This is a genomic window from Desulfosporosinus acididurans, from assembly GCF_001029285.1.
Lineage (GTDB): Bacteria > Bacillota > Desulfitobacteriia > Desulfitobacteriales > Desulfitobacteriaceae > Desulfosporosinus > Desulfosporosinus acididurans.
In genome coordinates this window covers 236,536-257,708 of the sequence record NZ_LDZY01000003.1, presented here as the reverse complement: position 1 = coordinate 257,708, position 21,173 = coordinate 236,536, and the positions used below count along the sequence as shown (strand labels likewise).

General features: G+C 43.1%; 17 protein-coding genes, 4 tRNA genes, 1 pseudogene and 1 riboswitch. Of the genes and pseudogenes, 19 read left to right on the top strand and 3 right to left on the bottom strand.

Annotated elements, in window-relative coordinates:
• The first annotated feature begins 93 nt into the window (after positions 1-93).
• From DEAC_RS05070 to DEAC_RS05040, 7 genes and pseudogenes are all read left to right on the top strand, one after another.
• Complete coding sequence (locus DEAC_RS05070; RefSeq protein ID WP_047808943.1) at positions 94-1,506, top strand: NAD(P)/FAD-dependent oxidoreductase; 1,413 nt, start codon at positions 94-96, stop codon at positions 1,504-1,506.
• Between the two features lie 170 nt (positions 1,507-1,676).
• Positions 1,677-2,972 carry an adenylosuccinate lyase gene (gene purB, locus DEAC_RS05065; protein WP_083995905.1) on the top strand — a complete coding sequence of 432 codons (1,296 nt, stop codon included), beginning with the start codon at positions 1,677-1,679 and terminating at the stop codon, positions 2,970-2,972.
• Between the two features lie 64 nt (positions 2,973-3,036).
• Positions 3,037-4,320 (top strand): adenylosuccinate synthase, encoded by a 1,284-nt coding sequence (locus DEAC_RS05060; protein ID WP_047808942.1) that lies wholly within the window; start codon positions 3,037-3,039, stop codon positions 4,318-4,320.
• 72 nt (positions 4,321-4,392) lie between these two features.
• A tRNA-Lys gene (locus DEAC_RS05055) sits at positions 4,393-4,468 on the top strand.
• Positions 4,469-4,550: 82 nt separating this feature from the next.
• Positions 4,551-4,632, top strand: a riboswitch (cyclic di-GMP riboswitch).
• Between the two features lie 81 nt (positions 4,633-4,713).
• A pseudogene (locus DEAC_RS05050) lies at positions 4,714-6,492 on the top strand (methyl-accepting chemotaxis protein).
• Between the two features lie 77 nt (positions 6,493-6,569).
• Positions 6,570-6,645: transfer RNA gene (locus DEAC_RS05045), tRNA-Glu, on the top strand.
• A 6-nt stretch (positions 6,646-6,651) separates the two neighbouring features.
• A tRNA-Phe gene (locus DEAC_RS05040) sits at positions 6,652-6,727 on the top strand.
• Positions 6,728-6,952: 225 nt separating this feature from the next.
• Here the strand turns inward: DEAC_RS05040 and DEAC_RS05035 are convergent.
• Positions 6,953-7,027 (bottom strand) — tRNA-Gly (locus DEAC_RS05035).
• Positions 7,028-7,249: 222 nt separating this feature from the next.
• Between DEAC_RS05035 and DEAC_RS05030 the strand changes: the two genes are divergently transcribed.
• The 11 genes from DEAC_RS05030 (at position 7,250) to DEAC_RS04980 (ending at position 18,396) form a co-directional block, all read left to right on the top strand.
• Positions 7,250-7,639 (top strand): hypothetical protein, encoded by a 390-nt coding sequence (locus tag DEAC_RS05030; RefSeq protein WP_047808941.1) that lies wholly within the window; start codon positions 7,250-7,252, stop codon positions 7,637-7,639.
• A gap of 264 nt (positions 7,640-7,903) precedes the next feature.
• The gene (locus DEAC_RS05025) at positions 7,904-8,920 is read left to right on the top strand and encodes a metallophosphoesterase family protein (RefSeq protein WP_053006285.1); all 1,017 of its coding nucleotides are present in this window, start codon (positions 7,904-7,906) and stop codon (positions 8,918-8,920) included.
• A gap of 143 nt (positions 8,921-9,063) precedes the next feature.
• On the top strand, positions 9,064-9,513 hold the full coding sequence (locus tag DEAC_RS05020) for a MarR family winged helix-turn-helix transcriptional regulator (RefSeq protein ID WP_053006284.1): 450 nt from the start codon (positions 9,064-9,066) through the stop codon (positions 9,511-9,513).
• A 90-nt stretch (positions 9,514-9,603) separates the two neighbouring features.
• The gene (locus DEAC_RS05015) at positions 9,604-9,795 is read left to right on the top strand and encodes an aspartyl-phosphate phosphatase Spo0E family protein (protein ID WP_242847074.1); all 192 of its coding nucleotides are present in this window, start codon (positions 9,604-9,606) and stop codon (positions 9,793-9,795) included.
• Between the two features lie 160 nt (positions 9,796-9,955).
• Complete coding sequence (gene scfA, locus DEAC_RS22585; protein WP_083995903.1) at positions 9,956-10,096, top strand: six-cysteine ranthipeptide SCIFF; 141 nt, start codon at positions 9,956-9,958, stop codon at positions 10,094-10,096.
• Between the two features lie 101 nt (positions 10,097-10,197).
• Complete coding sequence (gene scfB / locus DEAC_RS05005) at positions 10,198-11,664, top strand: thioether cross-link-forming SCIFF peptide maturase (RefSeq protein ID WP_047808938.1); 1,467 nt, start codon at positions 10,198-10,200, stop codon at positions 11,662-11,664.
• Positions 11,665-11,713: 49 nt separating this feature from the next.
• Entirely contained in the window at positions 11,714-13,687 is a 1,974-nt protein-coding gene (locus tag DEAC_RS05000; RefSeq protein WP_047808937.1) for a molybdopterin-containing oxidoreductase family protein, read from the top strand.
• A gap of 66 nt (positions 13,688-13,753) precedes the next feature.
• Positions 13,754-14,458 carry a tetratricopeptide repeat protein gene (locus tag DEAC_RS04995; protein ID WP_047808936.1) on the top strand — a complete coding sequence of 235 codons (705 nt, stop codon included), beginning with the start codon at positions 13,754-13,756 and terminating at the stop codon, positions 14,456-14,458.
• A gap of 57 nt (positions 14,459-14,515) precedes the next feature.
• Entirely contained in the window at positions 14,516-15,325 is an 810-nt protein-coding gene (locus DEAC_RS04990; protein ID WP_047808935.1) for an MBL fold metallo-hydrolase, read from the top strand.
• Positions 15,326-15,345: 20 nt separating this feature from the next.
• Complete coding sequence (locus DEAC_RS04985) at positions 15,346-16,500, top strand: S1C family serine protease (RefSeq protein WP_047808934.1); 1,155 nt, start codon at positions 15,346-15,348, stop codon at positions 16,498-16,500.
• A 240-nt stretch (positions 16,501-16,740) separates the two neighbouring features.
• Positions 16,741-18,396: a glutamine--tRNA ligase/YqeY domain fusion protein gene (locus DEAC_RS04980; RefSeq protein WP_083995919.1), complete on the top strand. Its 1,656-nt coding sequence runs from the start codon at positions 16,741-16,743 to the stop codon at positions 18,394-18,396.
• Positions 18,397-18,448: 52 nt separating this feature from the next.
• On the opposite strand, the gene ybaK is transcribed toward DEAC_RS04980, so the two are convergent.
• A complete protein-coding gene (ybaK, locus tag DEAC_RS04975; RefSeq protein ID WP_047808932.1) occupies positions 18,449-18,931 on the bottom strand; it encodes a Cys-tRNA(Pro) deacylase in 483 nt (160 codons plus the stop codon).
• A 172-nt stretch (positions 18,932-19,103) separates the two neighbouring features.
• Between ybaK and DEAC_RS04970 the strand changes: the two genes are divergently transcribed.
• Positions 19,104-20,255 (top strand): UDP-N-acetylglucosamine--LPS N-acetylglucosamine transferase, encoded by a 1,152-nt coding sequence (locus DEAC_RS04970; RefSeq protein WP_047808931.1) that lies wholly within the window; start codon positions 19,104-19,106, stop codon positions 20,253-20,255.
• A gap of 40 nt (positions 20,256-20,295) precedes the next feature.
• Here DEAC_RS04970 and DEAC_RS04965 read toward each other — a convergent pair whose 3' ends face one another.
• A complete protein-coding gene (locus tag DEAC_RS04965) occupies positions 20,296-21,171 on the bottom strand; it encodes a radical SAM protein (RefSeq protein WP_047809063.1) in 876 nt (291 codons plus the stop codon).
• Positions 21,172-21,173: the final 2 nt, after the last annotated feature.

Here is a 21,173-nt window from a genome sequence, read left to right as displayed (position 1 = left end):
TTGACAATGGGAAGGAGGATTGTTAAGATGAGAGTGTTTGCGATAAGAAGTTCCTTCTCTAAGCAAACGTAAATCTCTCTCGGAGGGGATACCTTGAAACATGAAGTTGATGTCTTAATTATCGGAGCAGGGCCTGCTGGAATATTTACGGCTTTAGAGCTATCAAAGCATAATAAAAACCTGAAAATTCTGATTGTGGATAGCGGTCGAACAATAGAAAAAAGAAAATGTCCAGCTCGAACGACAGGTGTTTGTGCAGGGTGTAACCCTTGTGCCATCACGAGAGGATGGTCCGGGGCCGGAGCGTTCAGCGATGGGAAATTGTCCCTAAGTCCTGCTGTGGGCGGCCGCTTGACAGAATATATGAAGGACGATCAAGCACAGGCCCTTATAGACTACGCAGACTCAATTTACCGACAATTTGGGGCTCAGGAAACTGTTTATGGTTTAGATACTCGCCGGGTTGAGGAGATTCAGTATGATGCATCCCGCCATAATATTCAGTTAATCCATTGTCCTGTACGTCATTTAGGCACGGAGTTAGCCTATGAAGTTTTAAAGGGCATGTATCAACATTTAATGACTGAGACGAATACTGCCTTTTGGGAACTTGCTGAAGTCAAGGATATCCTGGCTGATCCTGTCGGAGCCCAAGGAGCAATCATACAGCGTCGTGATCAAGCTGAGCTTGATGAAGTAAGGGCTAGATATGTTGTTGCAGCTCCCGGCCGTGGGGGGGCAAATTGGCTTGCGGCACAAACGGTTCGCTTAGGAGTTATTACCGAAAATAATGAGGTCGATATCGGAGTTCGTGTGGAAGTTCCCAATTCTGTTATGGATCATTTAACTAAAGAACTATATGAAGCTAAGCTCGTTTATTATTCAGACACCTATGATCTTAAAACCCGGAGCTTTTGTGTTAATCCCGGAGGAGTAGTATCCGAAGAACACTATGACGGAGGAATTGCTGTTGTAAACGGTCATAGTTACGCTGATGCGGCTAAAAAGACCAAAAACACCAATTTTGCCTTGTTAGTTTCCACTCATTTTACCGAACCCTTTAACCAGCCAATCGAATATGGACGGTATATTGCCAGATTAGCCAATATGTTGACAGGCGGGGGTGTCATGGTTCAGCGCTTAGGCGATCTTCTGCAAGGGAGAAGGACAACAGACAGTCGCCTTCGTAAGTCGACGACAGTTCCTACACTGGTGTCTGCAGTACCGGGAGATCTCAGTTATGTGTTTCCTGAGCGTTATCTTACGTCGTTAACAGAAACACTTAAGGCTTTTGATAAAATTGCTCCGGGAATGTATTCTAAGAACACCTTGCTCTATGGAGTTGAGGTAAAGTTCTATTCTTCAAAGGTAAAAGTAAAAAATAATTTTGAAACGGCCATTCCTCATTTATATACGATTGGAGACGGAGCGGGAATTACACGTGGATTAATGCAGGCTTCCGCGACGGGAATTGTTGTAGCACGGGATATTGTATCTAAAGAATAAAATTATAGTTACAGGATTAGGACTACAGATGGGGTTAACCCATCTGTAGTTTCGCTGAGTAATCGGAACTCATGAGAATAGGCACGTCTTTCTAGTGTAAATGATAAGAAAGCTTATTACTTGGTAGTTAATGGACTAACGGAGAGTAATGGATTGGGGGCGCAGAGAAATTGCTGGATCGATACACACACCCCGAAATGGGAAAACTATGGAGAGACGGTTACGAATATGAGCGCTGGCTGGAAGTAGAACTTGCAGTTGCAGAAGTTATGACTGAACGGGGAGAAATTCCTCTTGAGGCGATGGAAGATATCAGACGTTCGGCGAAAGTAAATTCTCAGAGAGTTTTAGAAATCGAAGCTATAGTTAGGCACGATCTTATAGCCTTTTTACAAGCCGTTGTCGAGGAAATCGGAGAATCAGGAAAATACTTGCACCTCGGTTTAACCTCATCAGATGTGAAGGATACTGCCTTAAGTCTGGTCCTGCGAGATTCAGGTAAACTGCTCAAGAAGGACCTTCATGGACTGAGAGACGCTCTGTCTCAAAGAGCTTTGGAAAGCAAATATACGGTCATGGTGGGTCGGACCCATGGGATTCACGCTGAACCTTTGACGTTTGGTTTAAAACTTGCCTTATGGATTGCCGAACTGGATCGTCAGGAGGAACGCTTGGATCAAGCAATATCATCGGTGAGCGTGGGCAAAATATCCGGGGCAGTCGGAACTTATGCAAATGTTTCCCCGGAAGTCGAAGGTGCAGTGTGTAAGCATTTAGGCCTAACGAGTGCTTTAGTAAGTAACCAGATATTACAGCGGGATCGGCATGCTCATTTTATGACTACCCTTGCCCTAATTGGCGGTTCATTGGAAAAGATAGCAACCGAAATTCGCAATCTGCAGCGAACAGATATCCTTGAGGTGCAGGAACCCTTTGCCGAGGGGCAGAAAGGCTCTTCAGCGATGCCTCATAAGCGCAATCCTATTGTCTGCGAACAGGTGAGCGGAATGGCAAGACTATTGAGGGGCAATGCCTTAGCGTCTATGGAGAACATAGCTCTCTGGCATGAAAGGGATATGACCCATAGTTCGGTGGAAAGAATAATTTTGCCGGATAGCTGCGTGCTTCTAGACCATATGCTCAGGCAAATGACCCGCATTATTTCCGGCCTAAAAATTCAAGAAGAACAGATGAAGCGAAATCTGCAGAAAACCTATGGCTTAACGTCGTCACAGCGCATTCTTTTGGCATTAGTGGAACATGGATGTATGCGGGAAGAAGCTTATGCCTGGGTTCAGCAGGATGCGTTTCAAGCCTGGGATCAAGGAAAGGATTTTATCGAGGTTGTTGCTAAAGATACGCGAATAGGCAATTATTTAACGGAAAAGGATTTGCGCAGTCTTTTTGATTTGGGCTATCATCTCCAACATGTTGATGATATTTTTAAACGGTTGGGTTTAGAGTAGAATGTTTTGATCTGGGAACTTTAGTTAAAAGGGATGTTAGATTGAAAGACGGGGGGAATTATTGATGGCTGGAGTTATATTAATTGGATCTCAATGGGGAGACGAAGGAAAAGGTAAGATTACAGATTTCCTGGCGGAAAAGGCGAATATGGTTGTTAGATACCAGGGCGGCAATAACGCAGGACACACCGTTGTTGCTGATGGAGAGGAATTTAAGCTGCACCTTATCCCCTCCGGAATCCTCTATCAAGATAAGACTTGTGTCATTGGCAATGGCGTAGTCATTGATCCTAAAGTTTTATTGGAAGAACTTAGTTATTTGGAAAAGCGAGGAATTAAAACCGGGAAGCTCCTAATTAGCAGCAATGCTCACGTAATTATGCCTTACCACCTGGTATTAGACGGCCTGGAAGAAGAGGCTCGCGGGGACCATAAAATTGGAACAACGAAACGAGGCATCGGTCCTGCTTATATGGATAAGGCCTCACGAGTTGGAATCCGTGTGATCGATCTTCTTGACAAAGAAGAGTTTGCCGAGAAATTGCGTCGAAATTTAGAAGAAAAGAATAATCTTTTTGTTAAAGTTTATGGTAAGGCAGCCATGAAATTTGAAGATATCTATGACACTTACTTAGGATATGCTGAGCAGCTTCGCCCGATGGTCACAGATAGTTCATTAGCCATAGACGAATGCCTCAAAGGTGGGGAAAAAGTGCTCTTTGAAGGTGCTCAAGGTACTTTACTGGACATAGATCATGGAACATATCCCTTTGTAACCTCATCCAATCCGATCGCCGGGGGAGCCTGTGTCGGCGCAGGAGTTGGGCCAACGCGCATTGATCATGTTGTTGGGGTTGTTAAAGCCTATACCACACGTGTTGGGGAAGGCCCCTTCCCTACAGAACTTCTCGATGAGATAGGAGAAGAAATGCGGGCTAATGGACACGAATTTGGAACGACAACTGGCCGTCCCCGTCGTTGCGGCTGGTTTGATGCTTTGATTGCTCGCTATGCAGCACGTGTCAGCGGGATTTCAGATTTTGCAGTCACAAAACTTGATGTTCTTACAGGATTAAAAACCCTAAAAATTTGTGTTGGCTATCGGGTCAATGATGAAGTTATCTACGAGTTTCCTCAAAGTCAAAAGATCTTTAAACTATGTCAACCAGTGTATGAAGAACTGCCGGGATGGCAGGAAGATCTGACGCAGGTTCGCCGCTTTGAAGATCTGCCTCAAGCCGCCCAATACTACATTAAGCGGATTGAAGAATTAACAGGTGTTACGGCAACGTTAATTGCGGTTGGCCCTGGCCGGGAACAAACTATTGTACGGGGATCAATATTTTAAATAATAAGAGTTTGTTGTAAAAAATTGAATCTTGACACATTTGCAACTTTCCTGTAAGATTTAGACCGGTAAGAGCCATTAGCTCAGTCGGTAGAGCACCTGACTTTTAATCAGGGTGTCCCGCGTTCGAGTCGCGGATGGCTCACCATCCCTTTTGCAGAAACATCTGGCAGTTTCAGATGAAAAACGGCTGGACATATTAGTTGGATTTACATATTGAAACACAGAGGGTTTGAAAAAGGCAAACCCAGTGAGAACTGGGGACGCAAAGCTACGGGTCTTCCATATAAGGATGATGGCCGAGTTACCAAATAAGACTCAGTCGCTGTCCCTTGCGGACGGCGATTTTGTTTTAGGTAAATCAATCTATTTTGTAAGGGAAGGGTGTCGAGGTTGAAAAAAATTAAATATCGGATTCTATTGCTCTTATTGATCACTACCCTAATTATGGCTTTAATTCTCGGTGGGTATAATATTTATACTACTATTACATCAGAACAAGCTAATATAGCTCAATATCGAACAACGTTGTATGAACAATTCGACAGACAAATCAAGTTGGAAGTTCAAACTGCTTATAGTCTAGTTCAAGATGTTTATAATCGTCAGCAAAAAGGAGAATTGACACCTGAGCAAGCTAAAAACCATGGCGGCTGATTTAGTTAGGAACCTTCGCTATGACCAAGAAAATTATTTCTGGATTGATACAACAGAAGGGGTCAATGTTGTCCTGCTTGGCAGAACTGCCAATGAAGGCAAATCACGTCTTAATGCTCAAGACTCTCATGGTAAATATTACGTTAAAGATTTTATTTCTAATGGATTGAAACCCGACGGCGGTTATACAGACTATACCTTCGCTAAACCGAATCAGACGGTACTTCTGCCCAAAAGAAGCTATACACTGCTTTTTAAGCCCTATAACTGGGTTATTGGGACAGGCAACTGGGTTGATGATATGGATAAGCTTGTGGCAGTTAAACAGCAACAGGTTCTGAAGGCTGGACAGAAAAGTGTTATCTATACCATTTTGTCTCTGATCTTAGCATTTGGAGTTGCTTTAGTCTTGGGAACGCTTCTGAGTGAATTAATGAAAACATTTCGAAACAGATCAGGGACGTGGCGGATACCGCCGCAGAAATTGCCAAAGGGAATTTAAATATTAATAAACTAGAGATAGACACAAATGATGAACTAGGCCAATTAGGAAAGGCTTTTAATACTATGACAGATAACCTAAGACAGCTGGTTCAGCAAGTATCATCCTCTGCAGCACAGGTTGCTGCCTCATCAGAAGAACTTAGTGCGGGAGCTGATCAATCTGCTCAAGCATCCAGCCAAGTAGCTTCTTCCATCATGGAAGTTGCCAAAGGGGCCGAAAAACAGCTGAATTCTATGAATGAATCATCTGCTATTGTTGAGGAGATGTCAGCTGGGATTCAGCAAATGGTGGAAAATGCCAAGGTTGTCGTACAGTCTTCTGAAAAAACGGCCCTTTCTGCTTCAGAAGGCAGCGCGGCCATTGATAAAACGATTCAGCAAATGGCGACCATTGATCAAACTGTAACCGGTTCGGCAGAAGTGGTTATGACATTAGGAGAACGGTCCAAAGAGATTGGGCAAATCGTTGATACTATATCAGGGATTGCAGAACAAACGAATTTGCTTGCCCTGAATGCGGCCATTGAGGCAGCTCGTGCCGGGGATCAGGGCAGAGGTTTTGCTGTAGTAGCTGATGAGGTTCGTAAACTGGCTGAACAATCCCAAGTGGCATCACGACAGATTGCTTCATTAATCCATGAAATTCAACAGGATACTCAGAAGGCTGTCTTATCAATTAATGAAGGAACACATCAGGTAAAACTGGGCACTGAGGTAGCTGAAACTGCGGGATCAGCCTTTAGCCAGATTTCCTCCTTAATTGTAGCCGTTTCGAAACAAGTCGAAGAAATTTCCGAAGAGATCCAACAAATGGCCTTGGGAAACGAACGAATTGTTGCCTCGGTTTCAGAAGTCTTTGAGACAAGTCGGAGTATTACGGATCAAACTCAGACAGTATCTGCAGCCACAGAGGAACAAACCGCTTCCGTTCAGGAAATAGCTTCCTCCAGTAAAGTTCTGTCTTCTATGGCTGATGAATTGCAAGCAGCTTTAAATAAGTTTAATGTTTAACCTCCTTTTCTAAGAGTACTTGACACACGGCGAGCTTTCCTGTAAAATTCATATCTGTGAGCTAGGTTTTGAGAAGAGGCCCGTTGGTCAAGCGGTCTAAGACATCGCCCTTTCACGGCGGTTACACGGGTTCGAATCCCGTACGGGTCACCATAAAATGCCTCGGTAGCTCAGTCGGTAGAGCAGAGGACTGAAAATCCTCGTGTCGGCGGTTCGATTCCGTCCTGAGGCACCATTTACTGTTTATTATGACAATCTTATAAACATATCACAAAAATGAGAGTTCTAATTCTTTCCTTTGGGAAAGAGTTAGAACTCTTTTTATTCACTCACTTAAGCGGCCCCGATGGTCAGCTTTAGCTGAACGAGTTCACTGCTCGTTCTTATGGTTCGCAGTCAGGAAGATTTATAATTTAAAAATAATAAAGTCACTGCTTTATGCAGTGACTAATAAACAATATGGAGCGGACGACGAGATTCGAACTCGCGATCCTCGGCTTGGGAAGCCAATGCTCTACCGCTGAGCCACGTCCGCTTAATAGATTACCGATTTCCGTTTGAACAATATATATTAGTTCATCCGACAAAGAAAATTATAAGCGTTATGATTAAATATGTCAACTTATTGTGAAAGAGAGTATCCGCGGCAGCGGATGAACAAATTAATGGGGGTTAAGTTTGACATCTTAAGACAAACCGTATAGAATTCATTATTAACTATCGAAATATAATAGAAATAATTTTCGGGGTGATTTTAGTGGGTAAACTTCTTTCGCGAGTATTTGGTTCTAAAAATGATAATCAAGATAGCACTCAAGATAGCAATCAGGGTAAAAAAGATTCAGCAAAAATTAAAATACCATATACAAAAGAATTTCCCTATGTTCCGTCATATCACTGGGTACAAGCCTTTGAGTTCACTCCGGCGACCTCTGAGGAACCTTTGGCTAAGGCAAAATATCTTATTCATAAATCAAAGGATACTGTAGTTTATGAGGCTTATAAAGCTATTTTAGTTGAAGATGGATGGACTATTACCGAGGAAACTAAAGTCATAAATTTTGTCGCACAAAAAGACAACCATATTGCAAATATTTCCTTTTCTATTTTCGAAGAAAATGTTTTATTGACGATTTTGGCAAACTAAAACTAAAAGATAATATATACCAGGGGGGTGTCGTAAACTATTTTTTAAGTAGTAAATGATGCTCCCCATTTCTTTCGTTCCATGAATCACAACGCAGCGATTTTAGCGTAAATTACGATGGAAGGATTAACAAAAAAAGGACATAGAATCGTGTCGATACTTGTGATATTATGGGCAATAAAGACAAATTTTATAAAACACATTACCAAACACCTATGATTTAGTCATAATTAACAGAATAGTAGGAAAGTTAGGAGCTAAAATATGCCGACAAGAAGGGATTTCTTGAAATGTTTGGCGGGGTTAGGAGTTGGAACACTACTATCTTGGAATGTTATGCTGCCGAAAGCAGCAATTTCAAAATCATTAGGAACTGAAGAATGGACTGATAATCAAAACACCAAATTATCGTTTGTTGTCGTCAGTGATATACACATTGGCCGCATGAACGCTATAAATCATTTCTCTGCCTTACTTGAGGATAATTTTAATTCCAAACCAGATGCAATGGTTGTTGTTGGTGATCTGGGGGATGGTGTACCATGGGATTATCGGCTGCTAAGCAGCGAACTTTCCAGGCATAAACTGGAAATTAATTACCCGATCTATTGGACAATTGGCAACCATGAATTTTACGGAAGTTTTTATCGAAATGGTCACTGGTCACCGAGAACATTTCCTAATAGAGAAACTGATGCTCAGGCGATCAATCGGTTTCTAACCTTTGCCAAGAGGGATAAAGTTTATGGAGATACTTGGATTAAAGACTATCATTTTATTTTTTTAGGAACTGAAAGATCACGTATGAGTAATAGAAGATACATGGATTCGGCATTTTTATCAGATGCTCAGCTAGATTGGCTCGAGAATACACTTAAGCTTGATCGAACACCTAATAAACCTGTTTTTGTCTTTCTCCATCAACCAATTCCCTATGCAGCATTAGGAGGATTTCAGCGCGGTTATGTCTTACAGTGGCAAAGGCTGAACGATATTTTAGCGCGATACCCGGGGGTGATTCTATTTAATGGGCATACTCATTATAAAATTGATTATAATACTATGGTTAGTGAAGAGAATTATGCAATTGTCAACAGTTCATCCCTGGCCTATCCGATTGACAGAAACAGGCGACATATTTTAAAATCTGCTCCAGGCTTAGTTGTAGAGGTATATGCTGAAAAGGTAGTCATTAAAGGCAGAGAATATTTAAAGCCTGATTGGATAGAAGGAGCAGAAATTACTGTTGCTGAAAATACCACCCCCCCAAAGATCGTTTGATAAAGAATGACCAATGGACAGAAATTCAAGTCTCTTTGGAAGATGTACATGCTTCTTAGCCCTGGGGACGATTTCTTGACAAACATAAACGCATATTAGATAATTTACTAACTAATGAGATCGTTGAGATTAGGTGGTAAAAGGTGAAACTTGATAAAAATGAGGCTATTGTGGCGGAATTAGAGCGGACTATGGCCCAATTTAGGAGGTTTGGTGGTCAGATTAAATCTTCACATGCCATAAGACCTAGTGAATTCACATTGCTTCATACAATAATTCAGTGTACGGAACGTGATCCCAAAGGAATCAAAGTTTCAGACTTAAGTTTCCAATTGCAAATAACACCTGCTGGGGTTACTCACATTATCAATACCTTAGAAGAACGAGGATACATGGAACGCCTTGCTGATCCAACGGATCGGCGTGTTGTACTGGTAAGAGCTACGGAAAAAGGTAAAGAAATAGTTCAAGCAATGAGAATAGAACACTTTGATTTTTTAAAGGGTTTAACAAATTATCTTGGAGAGCATGACAGTAAGGAATTAATCCGCATTCTATCGGCAGCATTGAGCTATCTTAAAAATCGAGGATAATAATAGCGCTTGCTTTTTTAAACACAATATACTAAAATATACCAGTAAAGGGATTAACTAGGAAGTTAGTTAATTTTTTTTACGGTTTTATTGAAAAAAAGAGGTGCGATTGTCAAAATGGATGCCTTAATGTCCTTAATTGAAGATGCTCGTAGAAAGCTAAATGATTCTGCTAAAAGTAAGAGCCTAACTGATCCGGAAATTGTTAATATGAGTCAATGTTTGGATAGGTTGCTCAATGAGTATTATTTAATGAAAGAATTAGGCAGTTTAGCTTCTTAAGCGGACTGTTAACACAAAGCAAGGATATTATTTTGATCCAATCGTAAGACTCCCACTTCTATAAGTGGGAGTGGGTCTCTCGAAGTTTTGCCTTTTCTCTTATCCATATGATATAATCAAAAATGGATTATTACCAATGATTCGAGAGGAGGGTGTTTGAATGGCAAAACACATTCAGACGGTTGTGAAAGCAAACCTAAGTGCTACGGTTAAAACTGGAGGTTGTGGAAATTGTCAAACCTCTTGCCAATCAGCATGCAAGACGTCTTGCACGGTTGGTAACCAAGTTTGTGTTAAATGATGTAGCTCTGAATTTGTACATGATCTCAGAACCCAATCCATTCCGGGCTGGGTTCTGTTCTATTTTTAACGATCTACTAAGAAGTGAGAGAGAGGACGCCAATGCTAAATTTTAAGGAACTAGAAGGCTATAATTTTCAAAAGAATGTTCATTGCTTCCAACAGGGAGATTTATTGATCGGTTACGATGTTAATTCAGGTTCAATTCATCTGCTGGATGAGGAAACCTTTACGATTTTAAAAACTTTGGAGAGCCTGTACTCAACGGAGGGGCATCTTTCTCAGGAAGCTTTGGCAAGGGAGCTCAGATTAGCCGGGAATCTTCCCAATAACGAAACAGTCTCCGAAATTTTAGCAGAACTAGAAGAACTTCGTCAGGAAGGGACATTGTTCTCCAGAGAACCGGAAAAGATTGCAGCAGTTTATCCTGAGAAACCCATTGTCAAAGCAATTTGCCTCCATGTTGCTCATGACTGTAATTTGCGCTGTGAGTACTGCTTCGCCGGAACCGGGGCTTTTGGGGGCAGCAGAACCTTAATGGATTTGGAGACCGGTAAACGGGGAATCGACTTCGTTTTAGCAGCCTCAAGACATAGGAATCATTGTGAAGTGGATTTCTTCGGAGGAGAACCGCTGATAAATTTCGGTGTGGTCAAAGCCTTAGTTGACTATGGGAAAAAAGCAGCACGAGCTCAAAACAAAACAATTAAATTTACGTTAACGACCAATGGTGTCTTATTAAATGAAGCGATACAGAATTTCCTGGAAGAAGAGGAAATCAGTGTGGTGCTGAGTCTTGACGGACGACCGGAGATTCATGACCGAATGCGTCCTCATGCTGATGGCCGCGGAAGTTACGGGGAAGTTGTGCCAAGAATACAACAATTTACTTCCCTGAGACCGAAAACGTCGCCCTATGCTATAGGTACCTATTATTACGTACGGGGTACGTATACCCATTTTAACTGTGACTTTGACCGTGATGTTTTACACATGGCGGATTTAGGGATTCGGCAAATTTCCGTTGAGCCTGTTGTAGCGGGACCGCAAGATCCCTATGCTTTCCAAGAGGGAGATTTGGCTGAAATCTATGATGCCTATGACCGTTTGGGCGAGGAAATCCTTGAGCGGCAAGCTCAGGGGCGAGGCTTTAATTTCTTTCACTTTAATGTTGCTCTTGATAATGGTCCCTGTCTGCCTAAAAGGTTGTCGGGTTGCGGAGCAGGTCACGAATATGTGGCTGTTTCTCCTGAGGGTGATCTTTATCCCTGTCATCAATTTGTAGGGCAAGAGGCTTTTAAACTTGGGTCCCTTTATAATCAAGACCCCTTAGACCTTAAAGCGGATTTAGTTCAGGAATTCCGGGCAGCGAATATTTATGCTAAACCAGCCTGTCAAGATTGCTGGGCTCGTTTTTCCTGCAGCGGAGGGTGTCATGCTGCTAACACAGCTTTTACTCAGAAACTGACCGAAGTATATGAACTTGGATGTAAATTACAAAGAAAACGTTTAGAAGTGGCTCTATACGTTAAGATTAAGGGAATCCAACAAAATCGAGATGAACTATAATTCTCTGATGTCCAGTTTTTAAGGCAGATATATTTGGGAGGAACGAGTAATGACGCTGGTACGTTCTGCGTGTCCTTTGAATTGTCCTGACGGATGTGCCTTTCTCGTAGAGATGACGAAAAACGGTCTTCGAGTTAAGGGTGACCCTTTAAATAGTATTACGAAAGGATTTGTCTGCTCCAAAGGACAGGCTCTAGCAAAACGTGTCTTTTCCCCGGATAGACTGAGATATCCCTTATTAAGACAAGGGCAAGGATGGCAAAGGCTGAGCTGGAATCAAGCCTATGATCTTCTGACGGAAAAGATAAAAGAGACTCTGTCTGATGTCGGACCCTGGGGGATTTTCCATCATTACGATTATGGAAATAACGGCGTCCTTCGGGAGCTGGACCAGAGGTTTTTTCAAGCTCTGGGAGGTGTCACAGAACCACGAGGGAGTATGTGCTGGGGAGCGGGGTATCGGGCTCAAGAATTAGATTTTGGCGGAGTCTTTTCAAATTCCCGTGAGGATTTAGAGGATGCTCGGACTATTGTCCTTTGGGGAAGAGACCCGGCGGTGACGAACGTCCATCTTATACCCCATCTCTTAGCGGCCAAGAAACGGGGAGCCCGTGTTCTGGTAATTAACCCAATTCGTGTTAAAAGTGCGGAGTTTGCCGATGCTTTTTACCAGGTAAAACCTGGGACAGATGGAGCTCTAGCCTTAGGACTTAGTCATATTATTTTGCGGGAGCGCTGGCAGGATACGCGTTTTATTCAAGACTATGTTCATGGTTTTGAGGAATTTGCCAGAAGAAGCAAAGAATTCTCTCCGGAGAAAGTAGAAGCCATAACCGGTGTGAGTGTCAAGCAAATAACCGAACTTGCCAGATCTTTAAGCCACTCTCGTCCTGTATCCTTTATCTTGGGTTATGGGCTTCAACGATATGTGTGCGGCGGTAATACAGTTCGTGCTATTGACGGCTTGGCTGTTATCAGCGGAAATATTGGCCGGGCAGGGGCAGGGGTACATTATGCCCATCAGTACCATCGCGGCAAAATGAATTCCTTGCTGCTGCCCCCTGAACGCTATCAGTCAAGAACTTACCCCCACCCGATTCTTGCAGAAGAACTCCTTAAAGCCAATCCCCCTGTTCAATTAGCGGTTGTGACTCGTTCCAATCCCTTAGTTCAGCAGCCAAATACACTTCTCTGGAGAGAGCTTTGGCGAAAGATCCCCTTTAAAGTCGTTTTAGATACGGTTCTGACAGAAACGGCCAGGCAGTCGGATTTAGTTTTACCCGTGGCGACGATTTTCGAAGAGGAGGAATTAGTGAGGACCTCATGGAGTCCCCTCATTCATTATGCTCAAAAAGTTCTTGAACCCCAGGGAGAGGCTCAAGCAGAACCAATGATTTTTACCGAATTGGCGAAAAGATTGGGGCTAGAAAAAGACTTTCCTTATGCTGCGGCAAGAGAATGGCTGGAATTTGTCCTTGGGCCTTTGACTGAAGCATATGGGACAACTCTTGATACACTTGCCCAAGGGCCGATCTATGCACCTTATATACCTAAGGTGGCTTGGGAAGACAAAGACTTTAGAACGCCCAGCGGAAAAATTGAACTCTCTTCAGAACTTGCCCGCGAAGAACTGGGGGAAGCAGTGGCGACATATATTCCGGCAGAGGATCGGGAGGATAAGGCTGAATTTCCCTGGCACTTGATTACTCCCCATCCAGGGAATGCTCTGCATTCTCAGTTCCATCAGGATGACGGTTTCACAATGTTTCTCCATCCGGAGTTAGCGGATAAATATCGTCTTAATCATGGAGACCGGGCAATTATAGAGACTGTGTACGGACAGCTCGCTGCTTCCGTGGTTTTATCTGAAGACATCCATCCTGAAACGGTAGTTCTCCCTGAAGGGACGACGGCTGAAGGGCTGGGGGTCAATCAACTGATCCTTGGTAAATGCTCTGATATTGGAGAAAGTACTTCCTACTACGATATGCGATGTCAGATTCGTAAATGGTGTTTAGATTAAATGTGGGTTGGGCAGATAAAGCAAGTGTGTTACAATAATTGGAAAACAGAATAGGAGGCGGGAGGTTTGAGGAGAGGTAAATACCGTGTTTTCGCTATCATTCTTGTGAGCCTTATAATTATTGCTATGGTAGGTTCGGGATTCGCTTTGTTTTTCAGCGGCAGCGGAATTCAGGTCCCGAACCAAAACTCAGCAACGAATTCTGTGAACACTGCTGCGGATTATCAGGCCAAGAAGGCACGTTTGGCTGATTTGGCCGCGAGGGCCAAGAAGGATCCGAACAACGTTGCTCTGCAAAAGGATCTCGGCGACGAATATTATGATGCGGGTTCGGAGGCAGAAACGGCAGCGCCTTCTGAGGCGGCAGAAAATTATAAGCAGGCTGTAGCAGCTTATCAAAACGTCCTAAAGGTCAACAAGGATCCCAATGTCATGGTGGATATGGCAACTTCAGCCTTTAAGAGCGGCCAATATGATTTAGCCGAGAAAACATATCAAGAAGCTTTAAGCATCAAGCCGGACTTTGTTAATGGTTTAGTGAATTATGGCATATTTCTTGCCTATGCGAAAAATGATTTATCCGGGGCTATTGTCCAGTGGCAGAAAGCGGAGAAAGCAGCTCCTGCGGGTACGGTAAAGGATCAAATTGCTGCCATGATCAGCCAGGCCCAAAATCAGCTCAAAGGATCTAACGCATCATCAAGTGGTATATCCAACCCGAATCCGGCTCTGAATAAGGGGACATCATCTCCTGCGCCGACAGGTAAGTAACTCACTCACTCACTCACTCACAGAGAAATAGAGAACATCAGATGGAGGAGACGTATCTTGCATTTTACAACGTTGGCAAGCGGAAGTTCGGGAAATGCAATCCTTGTCGGGGAAGGACACAGGCATCTGCTCGTGGATTGCGGGGTAAGCGGCAAGAGTTTATTAACTAATCTCGCTCAGCTTAATATTGCGGAATCGGAGATTGAAGGAATTATTGTTACTCATGAACATATTGATCATATTCGGGGAGTCGGCATCCTGGCTCGAAAGCTGAAAATTCCTGTTTATGCAACTGCCGGTTTATGGAAGGCCATGGGCCGTTCCTTAGGAAAACTTGCGGGGAATCAGTGTGTCGAAGTTAGTGCGTCCTTCACCTGCGCGGGTCTTGAAGTGTTGCTCTATCCCACGTCTCATGACAGCTGCGAAAGTTATGGCTTGCAAATCTTGCGGCCCGGAAAAGGGGGCAAGAGCCGCTTAATGGTGGGAATTGCTACTGACAGCGGCAGAATAACCGATGAAATGAACCGCTATTTAAAGGGTTGTGATGGATTTGTTGTGGAGGCAAATTACGATGATGAAAAGCTGCATAACGGTCCATATCCGGCGTATTTAAAGAAACGCATCAGCGGATATTTCGGACACTTGGAAAATTCTCAGTTGGCAAGAGGATTAACGGAGTGGATTCAAGAGAATACCCAACGGGTCGTGCTGGCCCATCTGAGTGAGGAGAACAACACTCCTGAAATCGCCTTGTCAACAGTACTGAATATCCTCAGGGAATCGAAGGTTTCCCAAACGTGTCCTGAGGTAAAAGTACATGTAGCTCCACGCCATACCCCGCATGAACTAATTATTTTGCGGGAATAATTAAGGTAAGGAGGGTATCTATGAGTTATTATAATGACCAAAATGATTACTCAAAGAAAAGAAGGCCAAGTTTCCTTTCAACCTTGGTAATTGCCGTAATCAGTGCAGTGATAGGCGGAATTATTGCAGTTGCCTTAATTCCTTCCGTATATGGAAATAAACAGGCGGCTCCGATGAATCGAGTAATTATAAACGGACCGGGAACAACCCCGACCATTAATACCGGAAGTAATGATAATTTCCCAGTAGTACAGATCGCCAAAGCCGTCGGTCCTGCTGTTGTGGGAATTGCCAATTTTCAATCCCAAGGATCTTTGTTCGGCGGCGGCGGTCTAACAGAAGCAGGTAGTGGTTCAGGCTTTATTATCGATGCCCAGCACGGTTATATTGTTACTAATAATCACGTAGTGACCGGGGCAGAGAAACTGGTTGTCAGTCTGGCTGATGGGCGTAATCTCAATGCAAAGTTAGTAGGTGCTGATGATCGCACGGATTTAGCTGTAGTACAGATAAGCGATACCAGTAAATTAACGGCAACTCAAGAAGGGGATTCTACCAAACTTCAAGTTGGAGAACCTGTAGTTGCCATTGGTAATCCGGGAGGTCAGGAATTTGCTCGTTCTGTTACGACAGGCGTAGTATCAGCAACGAACCGGATCTTGGATATTCCCGGTGAATCGAGTTTCAACCTTATCCAAACAGATGCTGCTATTAATCCGGGAAACAGCGGAGGTCCTCTTGTTAATTATCAAGGCCAGGTTATCGGCATTAATTCAGCCAAAAACCAAGAACAGGGCTTTGAGGGAATGGGGTTTGCCATCCCCATCTCGGATGCTTTGCCGACGATTGAACAATTAATCGCGAAAGGGTACGCCAGTCATGCAGGCTTAAATGTGCAAATTGATCCGCGCTATACAGCAGAGTACGCCAGTCAAAGAGGTTGGCCTGCCGGGGCCTACGTTTCCAAAGTCGTTTTGGGAGGGCCGGCCCAGAGAGCCGGTATTACAGCCGGGGATATTATCACAAAAATTAATGGCAAAGATATTAAGAGCTCTTTGGAGTTGACGCATGAATTGTTCAAATATAAGGCAGGGGATAAAGTAACTGTTACAGTATTTCGTAATAGTAAGACTTTAGAGATGTCTGTGACATTGACGGAGATTAAATCGCAGTGAACTCGGGAATCACTCCCATTTGTAGAAAAAATGCATATTCTCGGTAGAGTACGAAGAATTGCTTGTGTCAGAGATTATTTTCGAAGATGCAAGCTTTTCTGAGTATAGCGGAACATTTAGTGGTTTAGAAACATATAGTTTAAAACATAAAGTTGAACTCTTTTCAGGTATAATGTATTATTTAATATTAAGGATAAATAAGCACGAACAGGATCACACGATTTAGAAAGGTTGATCATGATGGAACATAAATCCTCATCGAATTTTTTGAGAAACATCATTCTTGAAGATCTTAAATCAGGTAAAGCTGACCATGTTGTTACCCGTTTCCCACCGGAGCCTAACGGCTATTTACATATAGGGCATGCAAAATCTATTATTCTAAATTTTGAATTAGCTGATGAATTTAAGGGAAAAACTCATTTGCGTTTCGATGATACAAACCCTGCTAAAGAAGATACAGAATATGTCGAGTCCATTAAAGAGGATGTTCAGTGGCTGGGATATCAGTGGGATGAATTGTTTTTCGCTTCTAACTATTTTGAGGAAATGTATAACCGTGCCCTATTGTTAATTAAAAAGGGGAAAGCCTATGTCTGCGATTTGAATGCAGAGGAAATCAGGAAAACAAGAGGGTCTCTGACGGAACCAGGACAGCCTAGTCCCTGGCGAGAGCGATCTGTTGCAGAAAATCTGGAACTCTTCGAGGAAATGCGGAGCGGAGCTTTTAAAGATGGGGAAAAGGTATTACGGGCTAAAATTGACATGGCCTCTCCGAACATCAATTTGCGCGATCCTGTCCTTTATAGAATAGCTCACGCATCCCACCATAATACCGGAGATAAATGGTGCATTTATCCCATGTATGATTTTGCCCATCCTTTGGAAGATGCAATTGAAGGTGTTACTCATTCGATCTGTACCTTAGAATTTGAAGACCACCGTCCTTTGTATGACTGGATAGTGCGGGAATGTGAAATGGAAAATGTACCGCACCAATATGAATTTGCCCGCCTAAATCTTACAAATACGGTTATGAGTAAGCGTAAGCTTAAACAGCTTGTTGAAGAAAAGATTGTTGATGGCTGGAATGATCCGCGGATGCCGACGATTTCCGGTCTTCGACGAAGAGGGTATACTCCTGAGGCTATGCGTAATTTTGCCCGGGAAATAGGAGTTGCCAAAGCCGACAGCGTGGTTGACACTAAAATGTTGGAACATTTCATTCGAGAAGATTTGAAACTTAAAGCACCGCGCACTATGGCTGTTCTGAAGCCGATAAAGGTAGTCATCACCAATTATCCGGAAGATCAAGCTGAGATGCTGGAAGCGGAAAACAATCCTGAAAATCCGGAGATGGGTGTTCGCATGATTCCTTTTTCCCGGGAGATTTATATTGAACAGGATGACTTTGCAGAGAACCCGCCGCCAAAATATCACAGACTTTATCTTGGCAACGAAGTACGTTTGAAAAATGCCTATTTCATTAAATGTAATGGAATTGTAAAAGATGAATCTGGGAAGGTAATAGAACTTCATTGCACTTACGATCCGGAAACTAAGAGCGGTACAGGGTTTACAGGAAGGAAAGTTAAAGGTACGATTCACTGGGTAGATGCCCGACAGGCTGCCCCGGCAGAATTTCGTTTATATGAACCTCTGATTTTAGAAAATGAGACTGATGATGGAACGTCCTTTTTAGAGCATACTAATCCCCATTCTTTGGAGATTGCCCATGGCTTTGTAGAACCAACTATGAAAACGTCAAAATCCCAAGATAAATTCCAATTCTTTAGGCATGGCTATTTTAATGTTGATCCTTTGCATTCTTCAGCGGATCATCTCGTGTTCAATCGTATTGTATCTCTGAAAAGTTCCTTTGAACTGCCAAAGTAAGGCGTAGAAATGGCTCCCATTCGCAGAAGTGGGAGCCTTACCATTGGCTAAATTAACTGGGTTCGGTTGTAATTTTGCCAATTTTGGCTTTTGTGGCCCTAATTAAGTCAGATGAGGGCAAGAAGATTTGAAGTCCACGCAGACCGGCGCTGACAGCAACCTTTTCTTGGATAGTAACTGCAGAATCAATAAAGGTGGGGTAGGACTTCTTCATACCAAGCGGCGATACACCGCCCCGAATATATCCAGTTAGAGGTTGGACTTCTTTGAGAGGGACAACCTCTACTTTTTTGTTTCCGCTCAGAGCTGCAAGAGACTTTAGATGGAGTTCAAGGTCACCCTGGATACAGGCTACAATGACCCCGGTTTTATCACCGCGGGCGACTAGGGTTTTATAAACTTGTTCGATAGGAAGGCCTACCTTTTGGGCAACGGAAATTGCCGATAAGTCTGATTCATCGACTGGGTATTCTTTAAGCTCATAAGATAGTTTTAATTGATCGAGGATACGTGCAGCATTGGTTTTACGCATGATTTTTATGCTCCTTTGTTAGTTGCTGGTTCTTCCTGACAGTTGTTAAGAGAGTGCTTTTATTTTACTGATACGTTTAATCTTCTTTCTTTTTTGAAGGGTAATCCCTATAATATAAACAGAACCACAAAGATAGAATTCGTATCAGGCTAGTCTATGAGAGGGAGGGCCGACTTTGAAAGAACTTAGGGTTCTCGTATTTTCTGCCTCGTTTGGCAATGGACATTTAAGAGCGGCTGAAGCCGTTATTGAAGGAATAAAGATGAAAGTGCCTTCTGCTGAAATTATTCATTTGGATTTCGGCGCATTTTTAAATATAAGAGTTAACTCAATCATAAAAGATTTTTATAGCGGGCTTCTCAGAAGAGCCCCAAAACTTTGGGGCCGTTTTTATTATAAAACGGGCAAGAAGCAGCCGCAATCGATGAGTCAACGCTTGTTAAACCAAATCGGACGGAGCAATTTTCTCAATTACATTCAGCAAGTAAAACCGGATTTAATCGTTTGTACTTACCCGACTGTATCTTCGATTCTCGCCCAATTAAGAGTTAAACAGATTCTGCTTGTCCCGGTGGCTACGGTAATCACAGATTATACGGCCCACAGCCATTGGGTTCACCCAGGAGTTGATTGCTATATAGTAGCTTGTGCCAAAGTTAAGGATCTGTTGATGTCTTGGGGAATACAAGCTCAAAATATTCATGTAACAGGTATTCCTGTCAGTCCAAAATTTGAATATAAGGTGGATCGCTTGTCTACTTGTAAAGCATTGGGATTAATGCCGGATCTTCCGACCGTCTTATTCATGGGCAGTTCTTATGGAGTATGTGAAAGCACCAAAAGAATTTGCCAGAAGCTTGCTGATTCTCAAGACCCTGTTCAATGCCTTGTCGTATGTGGACATAATGACAAACTTTATAATTCTTTAGACGAAGTAATCGCACTGGCCCGAAATCCCTTGCTGCGCTATAAATTTGTAGATAATGTTGAAGAATTGATGTCCGTCTCTGACTTGATTATTACGAAAGCAGGGGGATTAACGGTATCAGAAGCTTTGACGAAACACTTGCCTCTGGTGATTTTCAGGCCGATTCCGGGACAAGAGGAAGAAAATGCACAGTATATCAAAGAGGTTGGGGTCGGATGCATCGCTGAAAGTGAGGAAGAGTTAGATCAAAGACTGTGTTACTTTTTAGAACATCCAGAGGAGATCGAAAGGATGCGTACTCAAGCGGCGATGGTCTCTGAAGGCCATTCCGCAGAACGAGCAGTTGAAGAAATGCTGCAATTGGTGATAACATCAAGCAGAAGGCAAAGAATCGGTTGAAATGATTCTTTGCCTTTTAATTTGTTTTAGGCAATTTCTCTTAAAATCCTCGCCAATAATCCGGACGCAATTCGCCAGGGTCAGAGGTTTCTAAAACTCTATCAAGGGTTTTTAGAATTGAGGTGCGGTCTTCGGGCAGCGCAGCGCGAAGAGGCAGGTAATTGGAAGCATGATTACTCCGAAAAATACAGCGAGACACATCGAGGTTCTCCAGCATAGATCTGAGTTCAACTAAAGATTCCCAGGGATCAAGAAGTTGAAATTCACCTCGTTGAATAACTTCGTACAGAGGGGCCTCCGGTTCTACCATCAAGGTCAAAGCACCTAAATATTGAGGATCTATCTCACTGATGACCCGGGCAGTGTCGCGGGCATGAGCCTGGGTTAAGGCTTTTCCGCCTAAACCAATAATCACTGTACACGAGATAATTAGGCCGCTTGCTCTAAGCTTCTGACCGGCATTAATCATTTGTTCCGGGTTAACCCCCTTACGGACAAAGTTTAACACTTCAGAATTTCCGCTTTCGACACCTAAATAAACGATGGTTAGTCCATGTGCTTTAAGGGCGGCGAACTCTTCAGGTGTTTTAGCAAGAATATCCTTGGGTCCTCCGTAAATGCCGACTCGTTGGAGGCAGGTGAAGCTTGCATAAAGTTGATCAAGAATTTCAAGAAGCAGAGAGGTGTCAACAGCAAGAGCATCCCCATCCGCTAAAAAAATTCGCTCTGCCCTTGGGTTCTGGATTAAGCCTTCAGCGATCATTGCCTTAATTTCTGTACGTGATTTTAGGCGAAAGGTTTTTTCTTTATACATGGTGCAAAAAGTACAGGCATTGTGCCGACAGCCAACAGTAATCTGGAGAATAAGGCTTCTGGCTTCACTGGGCGGACGATAGAGAATTCCTTCATAATGCACAG